Genomic DNA, 20,290 nt, shown 5'->3' on the forward strand with positions numbered 1-20,290 from the left:
CCCGGGCATCCGGCCGCGTTTCCGCAATCGCTCCGAGAGGGACAGACTGACATCGTGCGCACGATCCGAGATCTCGACACCGTTGAACTGATCATCGACGCCCAGGAGCTGCTGGACTCGATCCGCGGTGAGAACCGCGTCATCGACGCCGGCACCCTGCGCGCCCTGCAGCACTCGGGCAACTACGTCGTCGGCCTGTTCGACGACAGCGACGGTGAGGAGCGCATGGTCGGCGCGTCGATCGCCTTCTTCGGCGAGCCGGCGCGGCGCACGATGCACTCGCACATCACCGCCCTGCTGCCCGAGTACCGCGGCCGCGGATGGGGGCGCGAGCTCAAGGAGCACCAGCGCCAGTGGGCGTTCTCGCGCGAGGTCGGTCGCATCACGTGGACGTACGATCCGCTCGTCGCGCGCAACGCGCACTTCTTCCTCACCGTGCTCGGTGCACGGGTGAGCGGGTACTCGGTGAACCGCTACGGCATCTTCGGCGGCGGGGATGCCGGAGACGAGAGCGACCGCCTCGACGTGCAGTGGGCACTGGCCGACATCGCCAAGCCCCCGGCATCCGAATCGGTGGTCGCGACGCTCGAGATCCCCTCCGATGTCGAGGCGATGCGCGTGAGCGACCCCGAGGCCGCGCACGAGTGGCGCCTGCGCCTGCGCGGCGAGATGGAGGAGCTGCTCGGCCGCGGCCTGCGCATCGCCGGGTTCGACACCGAGCGCGGCTACCTCTTCACCGAGTAGGCGGCAGCACGAACGCCCCGGTCTCGCCGGGGTTGACGGCGATTTCCCACCGGAATCCGTCGGGGTCGGCGAAGTACCCCGAGTAGCCGCCCCAATCGCGCCGGGTGGCCGGCGTCACTGTCGCGCCGAGCGCCGCAGCCTCTGCGAGAACGGCATCGACCTCAGCCTCGGTGGCGAGGTTGTGCGCCAGGGTGATCGGAGCGATTCCGGATGCCGGTGCCGCGCCGATCTCGGCGGTGAATCCCGCAACGCTCCACAGCGACAGGATGACGCGGTCCGCGACCGGCAGCATGATGACCTCGTCGGCCTCGAAGATCGGCTGCCAGCCCAGCCCGTCGACGTAGAACGCCCGCGTGCGGGCGACGTCGGCGACGGCGAGGGTGATGAAGCTCACGCGCTGATCCATCGCCCCAGCATCCCACCCGCGCCAGGCATGCCGGAAGAGCGTCGCGGGTAGGATTGGGATGCCCGTGCTCACGGGCCTCTCACCCGCAGCATCCGACCATTGGAGCCACCGTGGCCGAACAGTCCCGTCTTGACAAGGTCATCGCCCTCGCCCGCCACCGCGGGTTCGTCTTCCAAGCGGGTGAGATCTACGGCGGTTCGCGTTCGGCCTGGGACTACGGCCCCCTCGGCACCGAGCTGAAGGAGAACATCCGCCGCCAGTGGTGGCAGACGTTCGTGCGCGGCCGCGGCGACATGGTCGGCCTGGACTCGTCGATCATCCTGCCCAAGCGCGTGTGGGAGGCATCCGGTCACGTCGCCACCTTCACCGACCCGCTCGTCGAGTGCCTGCAGTGCCACAAGCGCCACCGCGAAGACCACCTCGTCGAGGCGTTCGTCGCCAAGAAGGGCCGGCAGCCCGAGAACGGTCTCGCCGACATCGTCTGCCCCGACTGCGGCACCCGCGGCCGGTGGACCGAGCCGAAGTCGTTCTCGGGTCTGGTGAAGACCTACCTCGGCGTCGTCGACGACGAGTCTGGCCTGCACTATATGCGTCCCGAGACGGCGCAGGGCATCTTCGTGAACTTCTCGAACGTGCTCACCGCATCGCGCAAGAAGCCGCCGTTCGGCATCGGCCAGGTCGGCAAGGCGTTCCGCAACGAGATCACGCCCGGAAACTTCATCTTCCGCACCCGCGAGTTCGAGCAGATGGAGATCGAGTACTTCGTGCCGCCTGCGGAGGCGAAGCAGTGGTTCGACCACTGGGTGGAGGCCTGCTGGAACTGGTTCATCGACCTCGGCGTCGACCCCGAGAACATGCGTCAGTTCGACGTGCCCGAAGACGAGCGTGCGCACTACTCGGCGGGCACCATCGACTTCGAGTACCGCTTCGGTTTCCAGGGTTCGGAGTGGGGCGAGCTGATGGGCGTCGCCAACCGCACCGACTACGACCTGTCCAGCCACAGCGAGGCGTCGGGTCAGTCGCTGACGTACTTCGACCAGGCCTCCGGTGAGCGGTACACGCCGTACGTGATCGAGCCGTCGTTCGGGCTCACCCGCGCGATGATGGCCTTCCTCGTCGACGCGTACGAGGAGGAGGAGGTGCCGAACGCCAAGGGCGGCACCGACACCCGCACCGTGCTCAAGCTCGACCCGCGCCTCGCCCCGATCAAGGTCGCCGTGCTGCCGCTGTCGCGCAACGAGCGGCTGTCGCCGCTGGCGCGCGAGGTGGCCGACACGCTGCGCGGCACGTGGACGGTCGACTTCGACGACGCCGGCGCCATCGGCCGCCGCTACCGCCGTCAGGACGAGGTGGGCACGCCGTTCTGCGTCACCGTGGACTTCGACTCGCTCGACGATCGCGCCGTCACCGTGCGCGACCGCGACACCATGGGCCAGGAGCGAGTGCCGCTCGAAAGCCTCGAGGCCTACCTCGTGGAGCGGCTGCGCGGCGCCTGACCGGCCGGGTGGGGGATCCGGTGAGCGCCCGCAGGACGAGGTCGGCTCGAACCAGCATCGGTGGGGCGAAGTCCGCACGGACCCCTGATGCGAAGTCGGTGTCCATCACCCGCCCGACGGCGGTGGTCGTGGTGCTCGCGCTCGCCGTCGCCTGGCTGCTGCTGACCGTGGTGGATCTCCGCGACGCAGACGGTGCGGCGTCGATGATGGGGATGTTCGGCATCCCCATGATCGCGTCGGCGATCGTGATTCAGCTGTGGATGTCGGCAGTCACAGCCGTCCGCCTGGAGCGGCCGATGCGGACGCTCGAGGAGATGCCGGGTGCTCCTCGTGTGCGCCGCTCGTTCCTGTGGTGGATCGCCGGTGTGCTGCCGGCGGGAATCCTCGCGGGGTCCTGCGTCGCCGTGGTGCGGGAGCCGGACTACTTCCTGAGCGACGGCCCATGGATGCTGATCTGGATCCCGGTGTTCGTCGCGCTCGCCATGCTCCTCGGGGCGCTGGTGTGGTTCTTCATCGTGTTCCCGATCGCCCTGCTGGTGAAAGCCGTCCGCGCCACCGTGCGTGGCGAGGGGACGGCCGGGATGTACGTCTGGCCGGTCGTGCTGCTGCTCCTGGCCGCGCTGTGCATCGTGGGTGCGCTGTCCACCGACTTCGCTGCGGTCGGGAAGGCGGCGGCCGTCCCGCTCGTCGCGGCGATCCTGGGCCTGCCCGGAGAGTACGAGGTGATCTGGGAGCCGGGTCTGTGGATCGTGCGCGGCATCGTGGCGGTGCTTCTGCTGTTCCTGATCGGGAGTGCGCTCGCCGACCGTTCGTCCCGCAGCAGACGCTGACGCGGGTCGACCTTCGCGCTGCACACGCGTGAACGGGCCGCCTCCGGGGTCTCCGGAGGCGGCCCGTTCACAGATCAGCGCCTGATCAGAAGTCTTCGCCCTCGGCCTGCGACGGATGACGGTCGAACCAGTACGGGCGGCCGATGTGCAGCAGGGCGTCGGTGTCGATGAGGTCGTTCTCGCGGTCCATTGTGCGGCTCCTTCGCGCGTGGGTGGCTTTGCATCCAGCCTCGCCGAGAGAGCCCGTTTCTTGCACCCGTCCGCGCCCGAAAGATCCCCCGTTCCTTCCGCAGCGATAAGAGGTCGCCCGCCCACCACGCTCACGTACTCATACGGGAGCGAGAAGTGGGGTGTCAGGCGCGGGTGATGCGCAGGGTGCGCACCTCGAACGGCTTGAGCGCCAGCTCACCGCCGGTGCGCGGGTCGTCGAGGTCGTCCTCGATCAGACTCACCTCGCGGATGCCCGTGTGCTCGAACGCCACCGAGAGCGTGCCGGTGGTGCGGCGGCCGAGCGACTCGTAGACGCGCACGATCACGTCGCCGGAGCGGTCGTCGGCGAGCTTCACCGACGAGATGATGATGCCAGCGCCGGTCACCGAGACCAGCGGCTCCACCTCGTTCGCGCCGCGGACGACCGTCGCCGGCGCGTTGAGCTTGATGCCCTCGGCGGTCGCGATCTCGGCATCTGCTCCGATCACAAGACCCACCTCGATCTCGTGGTGACCGTGGTCGGTGTCCGGGTCGGGGAAGCGCGGAGCGCGCAGCAGCGACAGGCGAACGGTGGTGGTGACGTCGTCTCCGTCGACGTCACGCGAGGTGTCGAAGCCGTAGATCGAGTCGTTGACCAGCGCGACGCCGAATCCGTCGTCCTCCTGCGCCAGCACGAAGCGGTGCATCGAGGTCTCGAACTTGGCCGCCTCCCAGCTGGTGTTCACGTGCGTGACGCGGCGCTGGAAACCGAACTGCGTCTCGGCGAGGGTCTCGCGCGCGAAGACGTCGAGCGGGAACGCGAGCTTGAGCAGCTTCTCGGTCTCGTGCCAGTCGATGTCGTTGCGCAGCATGACCGTGCGCGAGCCCGCCGGCAGCACGATCGTCTGCGCGATGGTCGACTGCGAGAACTCGCGGGCGACCTTCACGACGGCGGCGCCGTCGACGACGGATGCCGAGAACGACGAGACGGCGGTGAGGTCGTCGACGCGGTTCTTGTAATAGCGGTCGATGTCCCACGCGTCCCACATGTTCGGGAAGTCCTGGTGCAGCTGGAACAGGTTGGCGGGCTTGCCGGCGGGGATCGCCTCGCGCCCGGTTGCCTTGTCGATCGCCGAGGTGATCAGGCCTTCGGGAGAGATGGTGACGATCACGAGGTCGTTCTCGAGACGGTATCCGCCGTCGACCTCCGACAGTGCGACCTCCGGCAGTGCGACCTCGACAGCCTGCGCGCCGGCCTCGAGGGCTCGCGAGCCCAGCGCACGTCCGCCGCCGACCGAGGTCGGAGTGAACACGAGGGCGCGATCGCCTTCGCCCGCGAGCGCCTGCCGTGCCGCGGTCGACAGCTCCTCGGCATCCGCCAGCACCTGCGAGAGCACCTCGACGGCCTCGCGGTGCACCCACGCGATCGAGGTGCCGGGCAGGATGTCGTGGAACTCGTGCAGCAGCACGAGCTGCCACAGCCGGTCGAACTCCTCGAAGTCGTACTCGGCGCCCAGTCGCACCGCGGCGGTCGCCGCCCACAGCTCGGCCTCGATGAGCGCCTGCTCGGCCCAGCGGTGCAGCGCCTTGGTGGCGTGCTGGCTGGTGAGCGTGCCACGGTGCAGCTCGAGGTACAGCTCGCCGACCCAGACGGCCGGGTCGGTCAGCTCGGCCTTGGCGTCGTCGAAGACGGCATCCGGATGCTTCCATTCGACCTGCGCCGAGCCCTCGAGATCGGCCAGGCGTGCGGCCTTGCCGGTCATCTCGCGGGTGGTGCCGCCACCGCCGTCGCCCCAGCCGACCGGGGCGATCGACATGGTCGCGACGCGGTTCTCCTTGAACTGGCGCGAGGCCTTCGCGACCTCCATGCCCGAGAGCTGCGAGTTGTACGTGTCCATCGACGGGAAGTGGGTGAACATGCGCGACCCGTCGATGCCCTCCCACAGGAAGCTGTGGTGCGGGAAGACGTTGCGCTGGTTCCACGAGATCTTCTGCGTGAAGAACCACTCGAAGCCCGCCCGGCGCATCAGCTGCGGCAGGGCGGGGGAGTAGCCGAAGCTGTCGGGCAGCCAGACGCCCTTCGACCGGATGCCGAACTCGCGCTCGAAGAAGCGCTGACCGTGCGAGAACTGGCGCACGAGCGACTCGCCGGTGGGCATCACCGTGTCGGATTCGACCCACATGCCGCCGAGCGGCAGGAAGCGGCCGTCGGCGACCGCGGCGCGCACGCGCTCGAAGACCTCGGGGCGGTGCTCTTTGATCCACGCGTACTGCTGCGCGCTCGACATGCCGTAGAGGAAGTCAGGCTGCTCGTCGATGAGTGCGGTCATCGACGAGGTGGTGCGGGCCACCTTGCGGATTGTCTCGCGCACGGGCCACAGCCACGCCGAGTCGATGTGCGCGTGACCGATCGCGGCGATGCGGTGCGCGCTCGCGTCGGCGGGAGAGGCGAGCACCTCTGCCAGCTGCGCGCGGGCGTCACCCGCCGTCTCGACGATGCGCTGCAGGTCGAGCACGTCGAGCGCATTGTCGAGGGCCTGCAGGATGCGCATACGCCGTGGGCTCGTCTCGGGCAGTTCTGCCTGCAGCTCGATCAGCACCTCGAGGTCGAGGGAGAGGTCGAACACCTCGGGCTCGAAGACCGCGAGGTCCATGTGGCGCACGCGGTACAGCGGCTCGGGCGAGGAGGTGCGGATGTCTCCCTCCTGCGTGGGCAGGAAGGGGTGGTAGTCGAGCAGCACGGGGTTGGCCGCACCCTCGAGGAAGAGCTCGACGGGGTGCCCGGCGACCGCGTCGACCGGGACCCACTGGTTGCGGGGATTGATGCTCTTCACCGGCGTGCCGTCGGGACGGTAGACGAGTGCCTCGCACTGGAATCCCGGCATGTTGATGTCGAAGCCCAGATCGATGAGCGCTTCGACCTTCTTGCCGCCCCATTCGGCGGGCACCTCGCCGCGCACGCGGAACCAGGTCGTGCCCCAGGCCGGCCCCCACGCGCTGCCCGCGGTGAACGGCTGGAAGTCGAGGGCGAGTCCCTCGGCGGGCGTGATCGGCTCGCCGGGCAGCTGGTGCGTGGCGATCTCGAGCGGCACCCGGGCCGAGTGGATGGCCGGGCGGACGCGCTCGGTGAGCACCCGGTTGACGCGTCCTACGGTGAGCGAGGTCTCTTCGTGCATCGGGGTCCTTTGCGGTGGGATCGTCTCGCTTAGACGACGGTGTTGTTCAGACGACGGTGTTGTTGGACGAGTAGGCGGCGACCGGCTTCGAGAGATCGGGATGCACGAGCTCGGTGATCCCGCGGGAGGCGAGCACGGCTGCATCCGCCGCCTGGGTCGATGTCACGAAGGCGGCGTCTAGGCCGCTCTCGCACGCCTGGACCCACGCCTCGAAGATCGGACCGCCCGGCGCGAGGGCGCCACGGTTGACCGGGGTGTCGTCACCATCGACCTCGATGACGATGCCCAGCTCGCGGGGCACCCGCGGCCCGCGCTCGCGCAGCTCGGGGATGATCTCGGCGAAGCGCCGCCCGATCGGCTTGGCGGCGCCCGACTGGTCGATCAGGCCGAGGGAGTACTCCAGCTCGGGGAAGTCGACGAGCGAGCGGCTGACGTCGTGCGAGCACCACCAGGTCACGCCCCAGAGGTCGTCGGTGCGGGCGGCGTTGCGCACGGTCGCCTCGAGGAAGCCCGGCATCTCGTCGTCGGTGAGGCAGTTCGAGGGGGCGCCGACCTCCTGCAGCCAGGTGCGCCGCCGCGGGTCGGTCGCGAAGGCGCGCGACACCTCGATCATGTACTCGGCGTGGCGGTCGGATGCTGCGGAGCGGCCGCCGTACCGCTGCGCCGTGCCGTTGAAGATCCATGAGTGCACGGTGGTCATCGCCCCCAGACGTGCGGCGAGAGCCGGCGTGAAGCCGTGCCCGTCGAGGTACCAGGCGGCGTCGTACTCGCTGTGCACATGCTCCTGATCAGGGGCAGTCGACTCGGCGGCGTCGAGCAGCGTGCTGATCCAGTTCGCCGCCTCGGTGGTGGTCACCGGCCACGGAGAGGGGTGCACCGACGCCGAGAACTGGTTGGTCTCGTTGCCGGTCGTGAACCCCAGGAAGTTCTTCGCGTCGCCGAGCGACTCGGCGAGGCGCTCGACGAGCGCCACCTGCCCGCTGAGTGCGTCGCGGTGCGTGAACATGTTCTTGTCGTGCCAGGTGTACAGCCATGAGGGGATGAAGTCGAAGCTCGACAGGTGCCCCTGGATCACGTCGACGCTGACGTCGAGTCCGAATTCGGCGCCGACGTCGACGACAGCACGCACGTCGGCCACGGCCTCGGCACGGATCAGCGAGCGGTTCGGCTGCAGCACGGTCCACAGCGGGAAGATGCGCACGTGGTCGAGACCCAGCTCTGCGAGACCGGCGAAGTCGCGGCGGACGTCATCGAGGTTCAGCGAGAGCCAGGAGTGCATCCAGTTCGTGGACGGCGTGTAGTTCGCCCCGAAGCGGAGAGGGGAGGTGGCGGACATCGCTGTCGCTCCTTCGCGGCATGGCGTGGCGGGGGAGAGGCGGTCATCCTGTCGGAGGCTCGCCCCGGTTCGGTCGAGCGTATCCCACGACCGTCGGCCCGATCGCTGCGACCGGCGGGTGCCCGGCGTCGTCTACCCGGGTTGCGCCCCAATAGAATCTTCTGAAGCCATACGGAAGGACGCCATGAGCGAGACCGTCAAGAAGCACCAGGACTACAACCCCGGTCCCCGGGTGGGGATCACCTTCTCCACCTTCGACCTGCTGCACGCCGGGCACATCATGATGCTCGCCGAGGCGAAGCGGCAGTGCGACTACCTGATCTGCGGTCTGCAGATGGACCCGACGCTCGATCGTCCCGAGAAGAACGCGCCGACGCAGACGGTCGTCGAGCGCTACATCCAGCTCCGCGGCTGCGAGTACGTCGACGAGATCGTCCCCTACTCGACCGAGCAGGACCTCGAAGACATCCTGCGCTCCTTCAAGCTCGACGTGCGCATCGTCGGCGACGAGTACGAAGAGCGTGACTTCACCGGCCGCAGCTACTGCGAGGAGGCGGGCATCGAGCTGTACTTCAACAGCCGCAACCACCGCTTCTCGAGCTCGGGCCTGCGCAAGATCGTCGCCGCGAAGGAAGCCGAGAGACTCGCTCGCGGGTGAGGCTGCCGGCGGCCGCGCCCGCTAGGGTGACCGCATGATCGACGTGACTGCCGCCGACACGACGCGCTCGCGCCGGCGCACGTGGATGACCGGTGGCGTGATGTTCGTGGCGTCCGCGCTGCTCGGTCTGGGCATGGTCACCGTGCCTGGGCTGCCGTTCAGTATCTCGCAGCTGCTGTTCCATGCCGGTGCCGTGGTGTTCGCGATCGGGCTCGGGCGCGGTGGCAGCGTGACCGGCCGGCGCACCCTCGGCACCGGTGCCATCATCGCACTGGCGGTCTGGTCGCTGATCATGGTCCCTGTGGCGTGGATGCTGGTGAACTCGGCGGCACCGACAGACGCGGGCTACCTGTCCACCGCCGCGATGGTGGGCACGGCTGACCAGGTGGTCAGCCTCGTGCTCGCGATCATCGCGGCCGTGCAGATCGGCCGCATCGCGATCGTGCCGAAGCCGTGGAACTGGGCGCCGCTGTGGGCGCTGGGCGCGATCGTGGTCGCGCAGCTGATTCCGAACCTGATCGCCGCTGCGGGGTCGATCAGCGATCAGACCCTGCTGGGTGCGCTCTTCGCGGTGATCAGCCTGATCTCCGCGTCGGCCGTCGCCTTCCTCGGCGTGGTCGCTCTGGTGCTGGCGCTGCGTCCGGCGCCCGGCGAGACCGTGGTCTTCGCCTCGCAGAGCTGAGGGCCCCCGGGCGCTTGCGGGGGCTTGCCGTCAGCTGACGACGGTGAGCTGCATCCCGTCGCCGCCCCCGGACTCCGCCCAGGCGAGCGAGCGGGTGAGGATGCCCCGCAGCACGTCGAGGTCGATCTGCTCGAGGTCTTTGATGTATAGGCATCCGGCTCCCGACGTGTGCGGGCCGAGATGCGCCAGTGCTTCGGCATGAGCGTCCACACCGTCCAGCAGGTAGATCGTCGTCGCCGTCTTGCGCGGTGCGAAGGCGAGCAGACCGGTGTCGCCCTCGGTGCCGGTGGGGTAACGGTAGTGCACCTGACCGAATCCGATGATCGTGCCCCAGGTCGCGGGCGCGCGGCCTGTGACCTCCTGCATCAGGGCGGTCAGCGTCTCGGCATCCCGTCTTCGGATCGCCGGAGCGGAGCGGGCGATCAGCCCCGCGACATCATCACCGGTGGGAATCATTTCGCGGCCTTGGCCGCCGCCTTCATCGCCTTCTTGTGCTCGCGCACCTTGGTCAGCGACTCAGGGGAGACGATGTCGGCGACGCTGCGGTAGGCGTCCGCCTCGCCGTAGGGAGCGGATGCCTCCCGCCACCCCGCACCGGTGAAGCCGTACTGCTTGCCGAGCAGTGCGAGGAAGATCTTGGCCTTCTGCTCTCCGAATCCGGGCAGCTTCTTCAGGCGCCTCAGCACCTCGGATCCTTCGGGGTCGCCGTCGGTCCAGAGGGCCGAGGCGTCTCCGCCCCACTCGTCGACGAGCGTCTGGCAGAGCGTCTGCACCCTGGTGGCCATCGAACCCGGGAAGCGATGCACGGCCGGGGTCTGCCGGAACGCCTCGAGGAAGGCATCCGGATCCATCCCTGCGATCGCGGCGGCGTCCGCGGCTCCGGTGCGCCGCTCGATCTTGAGCGGGCCGGCGAACGCGGTCTCCATGGGCACCTGCTGGTCGAGCAGCATCCCGATCAGCAGCGCGAGCGGATTGTTGGTCAGCAGGTCGTCGGCGGCGGTGTCTCCGGTGATGTGAAGGGCCATGCCTCCAGTGTGGCAGGCGCGCGCAGTGCCCGCGCGGGCTCCGACCCGCGCTCAGGCGGCTTCGCCGGCAGGGCGCGAGAGCGACAGGCGAGCCAGCCGGCGTCGCGCGAAATCCTGCGCGCGCGGGCCCGAGCCGAGCGATCTCTCGGCAACGGCGAGCACGAGGCGGGTGCCGGTGACGACGGGGAGGATGCTGCGCCGGACGCCCAGCATGCGGCGGTAGCGGCGCGGGATCGTGGCGACTGCCGCGGCGAACAGCACCCGGTAGGCGATGCCCATGGCTCCGGCGAACGGCGGGCGGCGCAGGAACGCCACCACCTCGCGGGTGCGCTCATCGGCGCGCAGCTCACCCCGCTCGAGGAACCCGTGCAGTCGTTCCCTCAGCTCCGCCGCGCTCGTCGGCGGATCCGGCACGTGCATCAGGCGTCCGGCGGTCGCCCATTCCGCGACGTACGCGTCCGCCCCGCCGGGGATCGGGCCGCCCCACACCTCGTGTGCGGTGAGGAACGCGTCGGCGAACGCGAGATGCACCCATTCGACGAGGTCGGCGGAGGAGGCGCTGTACTGACGTTCCACGCCGTCTCCGCCGACGTAGTCGCCGGCGACGCGGCGGTGCAGGCGCGCCACTCGCCCCGTCTCGCGCTCGGCCTGCTCCCGCGAGCCGTAGGTGACGCTCAGCACCCACCGCACCGTGCCGTTCAGGCGCGAGATCGGGTCTTCGCGGTAGCGCGAGAAGTCGTGCACGCCGGCCATGGCCCCGGGGTGCAGGGCCTGGATCAGCAGCGCCCGGATGCCTGCGACGAGCGTGCCCATCCCGGCGTGCACCGTCCACGCGGCACCATCCTCCGCGAACCAGCCGTCGTCGTCTCCTTCGGCGAGCTCACGCACCCACCGCGGCGTTCCGTTCGGGTCGCCGCTGAGCGCGGTGAGCAGTCGCGCTCGCAGGGGTGTGCGCTGCGTCATGCTCCCAGCGTCGCACGTCTCGAACGGCACGGGGCGGGTCGTCGTGTGATCAGGCGGTGGCGGCGTCGGGCGCGGTGTCGGCCCCGGCCGACAGGCCGTAGAGCGTCGACAGCGCGGCGTGGAACTCGTCGGCACGGCCCTCGGCCGCGAGCTCATGAGCGCGCGTCGTCGGAGTGTGCAGCAGCACGCCGGCCAGGTGGCGCATCGCCTGCTCGACAAGTCCGTTCTCGTCGCCGCGACGCCGGGCGCGGTCGATCTCGGCCTCGAGCAGACCGAAGATGTGGGTGCGCAGCGCGACGACCGCGGGGGTCACGCTCTGCCGCGAGCCGTCGAGGTGGAAGCTCTCGGCCGCCTCGCGCACCACGTCGCGAGCGGCGTCGGTGGCGTGCAGCTCCTCCAGCGGCGCGTGCAGGCGGATCGTCTCGAGGTCGAGCAGAGCCACCCCTTCGAGGTGTGCCACGTCGGGATCGACGTTGCGCGGCATCCCGAGGTCGATCACGAGCTGCGAGTGGGTGCCGACCGGGCATCCGGCGGGGGCTCCCGCCGCACGATCGAACTGAGCAGGACCCAGCACCATCTCGGTGGAGGTGCAGGTGATCAGCAGCGATGAGCGCTGTGCCATCGCCGCGTAGTCCTCGGATGCGACCGGACGGATGCCGTGCTTCTTGGCGAACGGCACGGCGCGACCCGACGGCGAGTAGACCGAGATGTCGACGGCGCCGCGCTCGCGCAGCGACGCGAGAGTGACCGCGGCGTACGAACCGGTGCCGACGAGCAGCACGCGCTCGGTGCTCCAGTCGGCGATGCGGCTGTCGGCGAGATCGAGCGAGAGGCGCACGAGCGAGCGTCCGGCGCGATGCAGGGCCGTGACGTTCTTCACCTTGCGCTGCGCCTGGCTGGCGCGCTGGAACAGGCGCTCGAGCTGTGGCGAGGTGGTGCCCTGCTCGCGCGCTCCGCTCAGAGCTCGACGCACCTGACCTGCGATCTCGCCCTCGCCCGACACGACCGACTCGAGGCCGGATGCGACCGAGAAGAGGTGCTCGGCGACGTGCGGGTCGGCGACGACCTGGTACGACCCGTCGAGGTCTGCGGAGGGGATGCCGGTGGCCTGCGCGACCGTCTCGATCACCGCCTCCGAGTCCACCTCATCGGCCTCGACATAGGCTTCGAATCGGTTGCAGGTGGCGAGCACGACGGCTCCCTGCACGCCGGCAGCCATCAGGCTGGGGGCGACGGTCTCGGGGTGGCGGCTGAGGCGTTCGAGCAGTTCGAAAGAGGCGGTCTTGTGACTCGCCGTCACGCAGAGCAGCACAGACCGAGTCTACGCCGCGTTGCTGTGGGTGGCATCCAAGGGCCACCTAACCGCGGCATCCCGGCCGGTGCATAGGCGCTCGATGCGAGGATGGCGGCATGAGTGATCTGCTGCGCGCGCTCGCCGGTGAGACCCCCGAGCGCACCCCCGTCTGGTTCATGCGTCAGGCCGGGCGGTCGCTGCCCGAGTACCGCGAGCTGCGCGTCGGCACCCGGATGCTGGATGCCTGCCTCACCCCCGACCTGGCATCCGAGATCACCCTGCAGCCGGTGCGCCGTCACAAGGTCGACGCGGCGGTGTTCTTCAGCGACATCGTCATCCCCCTGCGACTGGCCGGCGTCGACGTCGAGATCGAGCCCGGCCGCGGTCCGGTCTTCGCCAGGCCCGTGCGCACCGCCGATGATGTCGCGAAGATCACGCAGATCGACCCCGCCGATCTCGACGGCACCGCGGTCGCCGAGGCCGTGCGCCTGACCGTCGCCGAGCTTGGCGAGACCCCGCTGATCGGCTTCGCCGGAGCGCCGTTCACGCTCGCCGCCTACCTGATCGAGGGCGGCCCGTCGAAGGAGCACCTGCGCGCCCGGGCCATGATGCACGCCGACCCCGAGGCGTGGAACGCGCTCGCCGGATGGCTGTCGCGCATCTCACGTCGCTTCCTCGAGATCCAGCGCGACGCGGGTGCCTCGGTCGTGCAGCTCTTCGACTCGTGGGCAGGGTCCCTCAGCACAGCCGACTACCGCGCGCACATCGCCCCGCACTCGAAGGCGGCGCTCGAGGGCATCGGCCTGCCGAGCATCCACTTCGGCGTGGGCACCGGACCCTTCCTCGCCGACATGCGGCTGGACGGTGTGGCCGACGCCGTGGGCGTCGACTGGCGGATGCCGCTCGACGAGGCGATCGGCATCGTCGGACCCGACACCGTCGTGCAGGGCAACATCGACCCCGCGATGCTGCAGGCCCCGTGGCCGGTGCTCGAGGCGCACGTGCGCGACGTGATCGCGCGCGGCCGCGGTGCGAAGGGGCACATCCTCAACCTCGGTCACGGCGTGCCGCCGGAGACCGACCCTGATCAGCTGACCCGCATCGTGCAGCTCGCCCACGGCGAGATCTGACCCGCACAGGGCGCGATGGAAGAATCGCAGCATGACCTCCGAGCATTCCCCCGAACTCGCCGCGCGAGCGGCGCAGCAGCATGTCGTCGTGGTCGGCGGAGGGATCGGCGGTCTGGTCGCCGCCCGCGAATGCGCGAAGGTCGGCATGCGGGTGACGCTGCTGGAGGCATCCGAGGCCCTGGGGGGCAGCATCCGCACGGCCGAGCTCGACGGCATCACCGTGGACGTGGGCGCCGAGAGCTTCGCCACCCGCGGAGGCCACGTGCGCGCGCTGGTCGACGAGCTGGGCCTCGCTGACGCGGTGGTTCCCCCGCAGGGCGGTGGCGCGTGGCTGAGCGGCATCCCGGATGCCCCCGACGCGCCCCTGCCCAAGGGCAGCCTGCTCGGCATCCCGGCCAACCCCTTCCAGGACGACGTGCGCCGCATCATCGGCTGGCGCGGGGCCTGGCGCGCGTACCTCGACCGCCTGCGCCCGCCGCTGACGATCGGCCACGAGCGCAGCCTGGGCAAGCTCGTCGGCTCGCAGATGGGCGCCCGCGTGCGCGACCGCCTCGTCGCTCCCGTCACGGCCGGGGTCTACTCTGCAGACCCCGACGACGTCGACACCGACGTCGCCGCGCCCGGACTCAACGCCGCGCTCACCCGCATCGGCTCGCTGACCGGAGCGGTGGGCCTGCTCGCAGCCGAGCGCAAGGGCGCAGCTCCCGGGGCCGCGGTGCTCGGTCTCGTCGGCGGTATGGGGCGGCTGGTAGAGGCGCTGCGCGCCGACCTCGCCGCGTACGGGGTCGACGTGCGCACCGGCACCGCGGTCACCCGCATCGATCGCGACGGCGAGGCGTGGACGGTCGAGATCGCGCCGTCGGCCGACGACCCGGATGCCGAAGGCGAGACCCTCCTGACCGCCGGCGGCGTCGTCGTCGCCACCGCCGAGCCCTCTGCACGCCACCTCATCGACCCGCATGTGACGGGCCTGGGCGACGCCGGGGCGGCGCCCGAGATCGAGATCGTCACGCTGCTGCTCGACGCCCCCGAGCTCGACGCCGCACCGCGCGGCAGCGGGGTGCTGACCGTACCGGGCAGCCACACGGCCAAGGCCCTCACACACTCCACCGTCAAGTGGGCCTGGGTGCGCGAGGCGGCTGAGGGCCGTCACCTCGTGCGGGTGTCGTTCGGCAGCCAGGGTGAACCGGCAGCGACCGCCGACCTCGATGACGACGCGGCGGCCGCGCTCGCCCTGTCCGAGGCATCCGCCCTGCTCGGGGTGACCCTCAGCGCACCGCAGCTGATCGCCGCCCACCGCGCGCGCTACGTGCAGGCGCAGCCGACGTCGCTGATCGGCGCGACGGAGCGCCGCGCCGCCGTACGCGCCGCCGTGGCCGCCGTGCCGGGTCTCGCGGTCGTGGGTGCGTGGGTCGCCGGAACCGGACTGGCGCAGGTGATTCCGGATGCCCTGGCCGAGGCCGATCGGCTGCGCGCCGGTCTGCTCTGGGACTGACCGCACAGCCCTCTGTTACATCGAACTGCCGCCCGGCGCAAGGGCAGATGCCGAATCGGGAATATGCGGTTACCCTGGAACGCGAAAGAGGCCGCAACCAACGTCAGGAGGCCCTCATGAAGGGGAAGATCGGACTCGTCATCGGACTCGGCGCAGGCTACGTCCTCGGCAGTCGAGCAGGGCGCGAGCGCTACGAGCAGATCAAGACGCAGTGGCTGAAGGTCTGGAACCTCGACCCGGTGCAGGAGCAGGTGTCGCGCGTGCAGGACTTCGCCAAGTCCCAGGCGGCTGCGGTTCCCGGTGCCGTCTGGACCGGTGCGGTCAAGGTGGTCAAAGCCGTCTCGAAGTCCGGCACCACCCCGGGCGAGAAGCTCGACGGCGCCATCGACGCGACGAAGGACGCCGCCGAGAAGGTCGCCGACGCCAAGGAATCTCACGACGCGAAGTCGAACGGCACGACGGCGAGCGGCACGATGCCTCCTGCCAAGCCGGTCGGCTCTGAGGGCACCACGCCCAAGAACAAGGCCTGACGGATGCTCCGCGGATACCGCGACCGCGCCGACGACAGCCTGCTGACCCTGCTCGGAGATCTGCCCGAGCTGGTGCGCAACCTCATCACGGCTGAGATCGACGCGGCCAAGGCATGGGTGTCGCGCACGGCGAAGGACGCCGGGATGGGCAGCCTGTGGTTCGTCATCGTCCTGTTCCTGCTGTTCTGGTCGATTCCCGTGCTGCTCGCGTTCGGCATCATCGGACTCAGCTCCTGGTGGCCGGCATGGGTCTCGGCGCTCGCCGTCTTCGGCTTCCTGCTCGTCTTCATCGTGATCTTCGCGCTCATGGGTCTCGCACGCTTCCGCAAGGTGGTCAAGCGCGAGAACCCCGGGCAGGCGGTCGCCACCGATGTGCGTCTCATCAAGGGGGGCCCTGACCATGACCGACTCTGAGAACCTCGAGGTGGCACGCCGCGACGAGCGCGCACGCAACGCCGAGATCGCTCGCAATGCCGACGTCGTGCAGAGCCCTCTGCCGCGCACGGTCGTGCCGGACGGGATCACCGATCCGGTCCAGTCCGCCCGTGCCGAGCTGCGTGCAGCCCTCGCCGCGATCGAGGTGCGGGGCAACTTCCCGCGCCGCATCGAGAAGGCGACCGCACGGGGTGTCGTGCGCGCTCGGTCGTTCGCGCACCGCAACCCGGTGGGCGCCGGCGCCGCGGTCGTCGCCGCCGCGGCGACGGTCGGCGGACTCGTGTGGGTGATCGCCCGAGCGATCTCGCGCTGACGTCGCCGCATCACGCTCTCGGTTCGCCGCCCTCGCTGAGAAGGGGCAGACTGGAAGCATGTCGGAAATGCGCGATGACAACCCGTCCGGATTCACCCTGTGGGCCGTCTGGGGCCGAAACCCCGCTGCTCCCGCGATCGAGGCCGAGACGAGCGAGCTCGAGGTGCTCATCGGCCACATCGAGAACTCCGGTGTGACCGTCCGCGGCTTCTACGACGTCAGCGGTCTCAAGGCCGACGCTGATCTCATGGTGTGGCTGCACGGCGACACGGTCGAAGACCTGCAGCGCGCCCTGCGCCGCCTGCGCCGCACCGACCTGCTGCGTCACCTTCTGCCCGTGTGGAACGTCATGGGTGTGCACCGCGATGCCGAGTTCAATCGGGCGCACGTGCCCGGTTTCCTGCGCGGCGTCGAGCCGAAGCAGTGGCTGTGCCTCTACCCGTTCGTGCGCACGCCCGAGTGGTACCTGATCGACGAGTCCGAGCGCCGCAAGATGCTCGCCGACCACGGTCGCAAGGGAGCCGCGTTCACCGGCGTCATCGCCAACACGGTCGCCGCGTTCGCGCTGGGCGACTACGAGTGGCTGCTGCCGCTCGAGTCGGATTCGCCGACCGAGCTCGTCGACCTGATGCGCGACCTGCGCTACACCGAGGCCCGTCGCTACGTGAAGGAGGAGGTGCCCTTCTACACTGGGCGCCGCCTGCGTCTGGACGAGATCGCCGAAGTGCTTCAGTGAGCAGCGCCGCAGTGACCACGTCCGCCCCGATCCGCCTCGGCACCCGTCGCAGCGCACTCGCGCAGGCGCAGTCCGGTCACGTCGCGGATGCGCTCGCCGCGGTCTCCGGCCGGCCGGTGGAGCTCGTCCCGATCGTCTCGGAGGGCGACACGAACCGGGCATCCCTCTCCGAGATCGGCGGCACCGGCATCTTCGCCAACCGTCTGCGCGAGGCGCTGATCGCGGGCGAGTGCGACATCCTCGTGCACTCGCTGAAGGATCTGCCCACGGCCGTTCCGGCCGAGCTGGTCATCGCGGCCACGCCGCCGCGCGCGGATGCCAGGGACGTCGTCATCACGCGCGGTGGCACACCGCTGCACGAGCTGCGCCGCGGCAGCACGGTGGGCACCGGCTCTCCGCGCCGGATCGCCCAGGTGCGGCGTCGGGCGCCGCACGCCGAGGTGGTCGACATCCGCGGCAACGTCGACTCGCGTCTGGAGCGGGTGTCGTCAGGTGAGCTGGATGCCGTCATCCTCGCAGCAGCCGGTCTCACCCGCCTCGGATCGGAGACGACCCTGCGCCGGGAAGAGCTGGGCCTCGCCGAGTGGCCGACGGCGCCGGGTCAGGGCGCCCTCGCGGTCGAGACCACGGCCGACGCGCCCGCCGAGCTGCTGCAGGCTCTCGCCCTGCTCGACGACCGCGACACCCGCATCGCCGTCACGGTGGAGCGGGCGGTGCTCGCTGGGCTCGAGGCCGGATGCCAGGCGCCGATGGCCGCCCACGCGGTCGTCACCGGAGATGAGATCCGGGTGCGCGCCGTCGTGTACGAGCCGGGTGGCGGACGCCGGATCGGACTCGACGTCACCGAGTCCCTGAGCAGGGGGTATATTCGACGGAACGGCAGCGGCAACGGAGCGGATGCTGCCGATGGTGCAGACCCGATGCGCACGGCTCGTGAGCTCGGCGACTCTGCGGCCCATCGGCTGCTCGAACAGGGAGCGGCCGACCTCCTCCCCTGAGAGTGATCGAGATGACTGCTTCCGAAACCAAGACCGCCAGGCCGCTCGACGGCTGGCGAGTTCTCGTGCCCCGAGGCGGCCCGTGGGGCGACGGCGTCGCCGCCAGCCTGCGCGCGATGGGCGCGGTGCCCGTGGTGGCGCCCCTGATCAACTTCGCCCCGACCACCGACCAGGACGCGCTCGACGCGGCGCTCGAGCGCCTGCAGGCCGGAGAGTACGACTGGCTGACCATCACCAGCGCCACGACCGTCGACGTGCTGTACGCCCATCGCGTCGAGATCCCGTCGAAGACGAAGGTCGCCGCCGTCGGCGAGACCACCGCTGCAGCGCTGCAAGCGGTCGGATACGACGTCGCCCTGATGCCCGAGCTCGACAACTCGGCGGCCGGGATGGCCGAGAAGATCATCTCGATCGAGCCCGACGCGCAGCGCATCCTCACCCTGCGCAGCGAGATCGCGAAGCCCGTGCTGTCGGTCATGCTCACCGAGGCGGGTCACGACGTCGACAGCGTCGTCGCCTACCGCACGGTGGGCGTGCCGGTCACCGACCGCATCCGACGCGACGTCGAGAACGGCCGCATCAACGCGATCCTGATCACCAGCGGCTCGGTCGCCAAGCAGGTGCGCGAGCAGTTCCCCGAGATCCCGGACACGACCATGCTCGCCGCGATCGGCCCGCGGACAGCGCGGGATGCCGAGAAGGTGGGCCTTCCGGTCACGGCCATCGCCGACAAGCAGACGGTCGACGCGCTAATCGACACGGTCTCGCGCTTCACGCTTCCGCACGCGGCAGACGAGTTCGCGCCGTGAGCCGGTTCCCCGAGGCGCGTCTGCGCCGCCTGCGGCAGTCGGCACCCGTGCGCGATCTGATGCGCGAGTCGTCTCTCGAGCCGCGGCAGCTCGTGCTGCCGATGTTCGTGCGCGAGGGGCTCACCGAGTCCGCGCCGATCGGCTCGATGCCCGGTGTGGTGCAGCACTCTCTCGACTCTCTGCGTCGTGCGGCGGTCGAGGCGGCCGAGGCCGGCGTCGGCGGCGTGATGCTGTTCGGTGTGCCTGCTGTACGCGATGCGATCGGCTCGGGCGCCGACGATCCCGACGGCATCCTCAACGTCGCGACCGCCGCGCTCGCTGCCGAGGTCGGCGACGCGCTGGTCGTGCAGACCGATCTCTGTCTCGACGAGTTCACCGACCACGGTCACTGCGGCGTGCTGGCCGACGACGGAGCGGTCGACAACGACGCCACCCTCGAGCGCTACGCGTCGATGGCGCTCGCCCAGGCGCGCGCAGGCTCCCAGCTGCTGGGCCTGAGCGGCATGATGGACGGTCAGGTCGCCGTCATCCGGGACGCGCTCGACGACGAGGGCTTCATCGACACCATGATCCTCGCGTACTCGGCGAAGTACGCCAGTGCGTTCTACGGCCCGTTCCGCGAGGCCGTCGACTCGCAGCTGCAGGGCGACCGGCGCACCTATCAGATGGATCCGGGCAACCGACGCGAGGGCGTGCGCGAGGCCCTGTTCGATCAGGACGAGGGCGCCGACATCGTCATGGTCAAGCCTGCGATGGGCTTCCTGGACGTGCTGCGCGAGGTGCGAGACGCCGTCGACGTCCCCGTGTGGGCCTACCAGGTCTCGGGCGAGTACGCGATGATCGAGGCCGCCGCAGGCAACGGCTGGATCGACCGCCGCGCGGCTGTGCTCGAGTCGCTCCTGTCGATCCGCCGGGCCGGTGCCGACGCCGTGCTGACCTACTGGGCGGTCGAAGCCGCACGCTGGCTGCGCTGACGCGCGCGCACACTTCTCCCCGTTCTGCACACGGATTCGCTGCAGGTGTGTGCTGTTCGGGGATGACTGTG

21 protein-coding genes are annotated in these 20,290 nt (G+C 70.1%); 14 read left to right on the forward strand and 7 right to left on the reverse strand.

The genetic code is table 11. The annotated features are described in order from the left end of the window. Nucleotides 1-54 precede the first annotated feature (54 nt). Entirely contained in the window at nt 55-744 is a 690-nt protein-coding gene (locus V2S04_RS01945; protein WP_413636842.1) for a GNAT family N-acetyltransferase, read from the forward strand. On the opposite strand, the gene V2S04_RS01950 is transcribed toward V2S04_RS01945, so the two are convergent. Beyond that, nucleotides 734-1,138: a VOC family protein gene (locus V2S04_RS01950; protein WP_413636843.1), complete on the reverse strand. Its 405-nt coding sequence runs from the start codon at nt 1,136-1,138 to the stop codon at nt 734-736. The two genes, V2S04_RS01945 and V2S04_RS01950, sit on opposite strands and share 11 nt — an antisense overlap. Nucleotides 1,139-1,260: 122 nt before the next feature. On the opposite strand from V2S04_RS01950, the gene V2S04_RS01955 reads away from it, so the two are divergent. Together V2S04_RS01955 and V2S04_RS01960 are read left to right on the forward strand one after the other, a co-directional pair. Beyond that, on the forward strand, nt 1,261-2,646 hold the full coding sequence (locus V2S04_RS01955; protein ID WP_413636844.1) for a glycine--tRNA ligase: 1,386 nt from the start codon (nt 1,261-1,263) through the stop codon (nt 2,644-2,646). A 98-nt stretch (nt 2,647-2,744) separates the two neighbouring features. Continuing rightward, a complete protein-coding gene (locus V2S04_RS01960; RefSeq protein WP_413636845.1) occupies nt 2,745-3,476 on the forward strand; it encodes a hypothetical protein in 732 nt (243 codons plus the stop codon). 353 nt (nt 3,477-3,829) lie between these two features. Here V2S04_RS01960 and V2S04_RS01965 read toward each other — a convergent pair whose 3' ends face one another. Both V2S04_RS01965 and V2S04_RS01970 read right to left on the reverse strand, forming a co-directional pair. Next, nucleotides 3,830-6,841, reverse strand: coding sequence for an alpha-mannosidase (locus tag V2S04_RS01965; protein WP_413636846.1), 3,012 nt, complete (start codon nt 6,839-6,841; stop codon nt 3,830-3,832). A gap of 46 nt (nt 6,842-6,887) precedes the next feature. Further along, nucleotides 6,888-8,177, reverse strand: coding sequence for a glycoside hydrolase 5 family protein (locus V2S04_RS01970; protein WP_413636847.1), 1,290 nt, complete (start codon nt 8,175-8,177; stop codon nt 6,888-6,890). A gap of 184 nt (nt 8,178-8,361) precedes the next feature. On the opposite strand from V2S04_RS01970, the gene V2S04_RS01975 reads away from it, so the two are divergent. Together V2S04_RS01975 and V2S04_RS01980 are read left to right on the forward strand one after the other, a co-directional pair. After that, nucleotides 8,362-8,835, forward strand: coding sequence for an adenylyltransferase/cytidyltransferase family protein (locus V2S04_RS01975; protein ID WP_071642064.1), 474 nt, complete (start codon nt 8,362-8,364; stop codon nt 8,833-8,835). 34 nt (nt 8,836-8,869) lie between these two features. Then, on the forward strand, nt 8,870-9,517 hold the full coding sequence (locus V2S04_RS01980) for a hypothetical protein (RefSeq protein WP_413636848.1): 648 nt from the start codon (nt 8,870-8,872) through the stop codon (nt 9,515-9,517). Nucleotides 9,518-9,547: 30 nt separating this feature from the next. On the opposite strand, the gene V2S04_RS01985 is transcribed toward V2S04_RS01980, so the two are convergent. Genes V2S04_RS01985 through V2S04_RS02000 form a run of 4 tightly spaced genes read right to left on the reverse strand, consistent with a single transcriptional unit; the run spans nt 9,548 to nt 12,817 of the window. Then, nucleotides 9,548-9,973 (reverse strand): DUF1801 domain-containing protein, encoded by a 426-nt coding sequence (locus tag V2S04_RS01985; protein ID WP_413636849.1) that lies wholly within the window; start codon nt 9,971-9,973, stop codon nt 9,548-9,550. Continuing rightward, nucleotides 9,970-10,542: an HhH-GPD-type base excision DNA repair protein gene (locus V2S04_RS01990; RefSeq protein WP_413636850.1), complete on the reverse strand. Its 573-nt coding sequence runs from the start codon at nt 10,540-10,542 to the stop codon at nt 9,970-9,972. Before V2S04_RS01990 ends, V2S04_RS01985 begins: the two co-directional genes overlap by 4 nt. Before the next feature lie 51 nt (nt 10,543-10,593). Further along, nucleotides 10,594-11,505, reverse strand: a complete 912-nt coding sequence (locus V2S04_RS01995; protein WP_413636851.1) for an oxygenase MpaB family protein — start codon at nt 11,503-11,505, stop codon at nt 10,594-10,596. A gap of 49 nt (nt 11,506-11,554) precedes the next feature. Further along, the gene (locus tag V2S04_RS02000; RefSeq protein ID WP_413636852.1) at nt 11,555-12,817 is read right to left on the reverse strand and encodes a glutamyl-tRNA reductase; all 1,263 of its coding nucleotides are present in this window, start codon (nt 12,815-12,817) and stop codon (nt 11,555-11,557) included. A gap of 98 nt (nt 12,818-12,915) precedes the next feature. Here V2S04_RS02000 and hemE point away from each other — a divergent pair, with 98 nt between their 5' ends. The 9 genes from hemE (at nt 12,916) to hemB (ending at nt 20,219) form a co-directional block, all read left to right on the forward strand. After that, on the forward strand, nt 12,916-13,929 hold the full coding sequence (hemE, locus tag V2S04_RS02005; RefSeq protein WP_340085825.1) for a uroporphyrinogen decarboxylase: 1,014 nt from the start codon (nt 12,916-12,918) through the stop codon (nt 13,927-13,929). Nucleotides 13,930-13,960: 31 nt separating this feature from the next. After that, nucleotides 13,961-15,424: a protoporphyrinogen oxidase gene (gene hemG, locus V2S04_RS02010; protein WP_413636853.1), complete on the forward strand. Its 1,464-nt coding sequence runs from the start codon at nt 13,961-13,963 to the stop codon at nt 15,422-15,424. Between the two features lie 116 nt (nt 15,425-15,540). Next, a complete protein-coding gene (locus tag V2S04_RS02015; protein WP_413636854.1) occupies nt 15,541-15,954 on the forward strand; it encodes a hypothetical protein in 414 nt (137 codons plus the stop codon). A gap of 3 nt (nt 15,955-15,957) precedes the next feature. Next, the gene (locus V2S04_RS02020; RefSeq protein ID WP_340085831.1) at nt 15,958-16,368 is read left to right on the forward strand and encodes a phage holin family protein; all 411 of its coding nucleotides are present in this window, start codon (nt 15,958-15,960) and stop codon (nt 16,366-16,368) included. Further along, the gene (locus V2S04_RS02025; RefSeq protein ID WP_340085832.1) at nt 16,355-16,702 is read left to right on the forward strand and encodes a hypothetical protein; all 348 of its coding nucleotides are present in this window, start codon (nt 16,355-16,357) and stop codon (nt 16,700-16,702) included. The genes V2S04_RS02020 and V2S04_RS02025 overlap by 14 nt, the downstream gene beginning before the upstream one ends. Before the next feature lie 67 nt (nt 16,703-16,769). After that, on the forward strand, nt 16,770-17,438 hold the full coding sequence (hemQ, locus tag V2S04_RS02030) for a hydrogen peroxide-dependent heme synthase (RefSeq protein WP_413637276.1): 669 nt from the start codon (nt 16,770-16,772) through the stop codon (nt 17,436-17,438). 11 nt (nt 17,439-17,449) lie between these two features. Next, nucleotides 17,450-18,436, forward strand: coding sequence for a hydroxymethylbilane synthase (gene hemC / locus V2S04_RS02035; protein ID WP_413636855.1), 987 nt, complete (start codon nt 17,450-17,452; stop codon nt 18,434-18,436). Between the two features lie 11 nt (nt 18,437-18,447). Continuing rightward, nucleotides 18,448-19,245: a uroporphyrinogen-III synthase gene (locus V2S04_RS02040; RefSeq protein ID WP_413636856.1), complete on the forward strand. Its 798-nt coding sequence runs from the start codon at nt 18,448-18,450 to the stop codon at nt 19,243-19,245. After that, nucleotides 19,242-20,219, forward strand: a complete 978-nt coding sequence (gene hemB, locus V2S04_RS02045; protein ID WP_413636857.1) for a porphobilinogen synthase — start codon at nt 19,242-19,244, stop codon at nt 20,217-20,219. Before V2S04_RS02040 ends, hemB begins: the two co-directional genes overlap by 4 nt. The last annotated feature ends 71 nt before the right edge of the window (nt 20,220-20,290 follow it).

It is taken from the genome of Microbacterium sp. OR21 (genome assembly GCF_047306785.1).
Classification (GTDB): Bacteria; Actinomycetota; Actinomycetes; order Actinomycetales; family Microbacteriaceae; genus Microbacterium; species Microbacterium esteraromaticum_E.

Bases quoted from the DNA above. Each gene is read 5' to 3' on its own strand.
- V2S04_RS01965 (WP_413636846.1), bottom strand. From the start codon at position 6,841: ATGCACGAAGAGACCTCGCTCACCGTAGGACGCGTCAACCGGGTGCTC.
- V2S04_RS01970 (WP_413636847.1), bottom strand. From the start codon at position 8,177: ATGTCCGCCACCTCCCCTCTCCGCTTCGGGGCGAACTACACGCCGTCC.
- V2S04_RS01975 (WP_071642064.1), top strand. From the start codon at position 8,362: ATGAGCGAGACCGTCAAGAAGCACCAGGACTACAACCCCGGTCCCCGG.
- V2S04_RS01980 (WP_413636848.1), top strand. From the start codon at position 8,870: ATGATCGACGTGACTGCCGCCGACACGACGCGCTCGCGCCGGCGCACG.
- V2S04_RS01985 (WP_413636849.1), bottom strand. From the start codon at position 9,973: ATGATTCCCACCGGTGATGATGTCGCGGGGCTGATCGCCCGCTCCGCT.
- V2S04_RS01990 (WP_413636850.1), bottom strand. From the start codon at position 10,542: ATGGCCCTTCACATCACCGGAGACACCGCCGCCGACGACCTGCTGACC.
- V2S04_RS01995 (WP_413636851.1), bottom strand. From the start codon at position 11,505: ATGACGCAGCGCACACCCCTGCGAGCGCGACTGCTCACCGCGCTCAGC.
- hemE (WP_340085825.1), top strand. From the start codon at position 12,916: ATGAGTGATCTGCTGCGCGCGCTCGCCGGTGAGACCCCCGAGCGCACC.
- hemG (WP_413636853.1), top strand. From the start codon at position 13,961: ATGACCTCCGAGCATTCCCCCGAACTCGCCGCGCGAGCGGCGCAGCAG.
- V2S04_RS02015 (WP_413636854.1), top strand. From the start codon at position 15,541: ATGAAGGGGAAGATCGGACTCGTCATCGGACTCGGCGCAGGCTACGTC.
- V2S04_RS02020 (WP_340085831.1), top strand. From the start codon at position 15,958: ATGCTCCGCGGATACCGCGACCGCGCCGACGACAGCCTGCTGACCCTG.
- V2S04_RS02025 (WP_340085832.1), top strand. From the start codon at position 16,355: ATGACCGACTCTGAGAACCTCGAGGTGGCACGCCGCGACGAGCGCGCA.
- hemQ (WP_413637276.1), top strand. From the start codon at position 16,770: ATGCGCGATGACAACCCGTCCGGATTCACCCTGTGGGCCGTCTGGGGC.
- V2S04_RS02040 (WP_413636856.1), top strand. From the start codon at position 18,448: ATGACTGCTTCCGAAACCAAGACCGCCAGGCCGCTCGACGGCTGGCGA.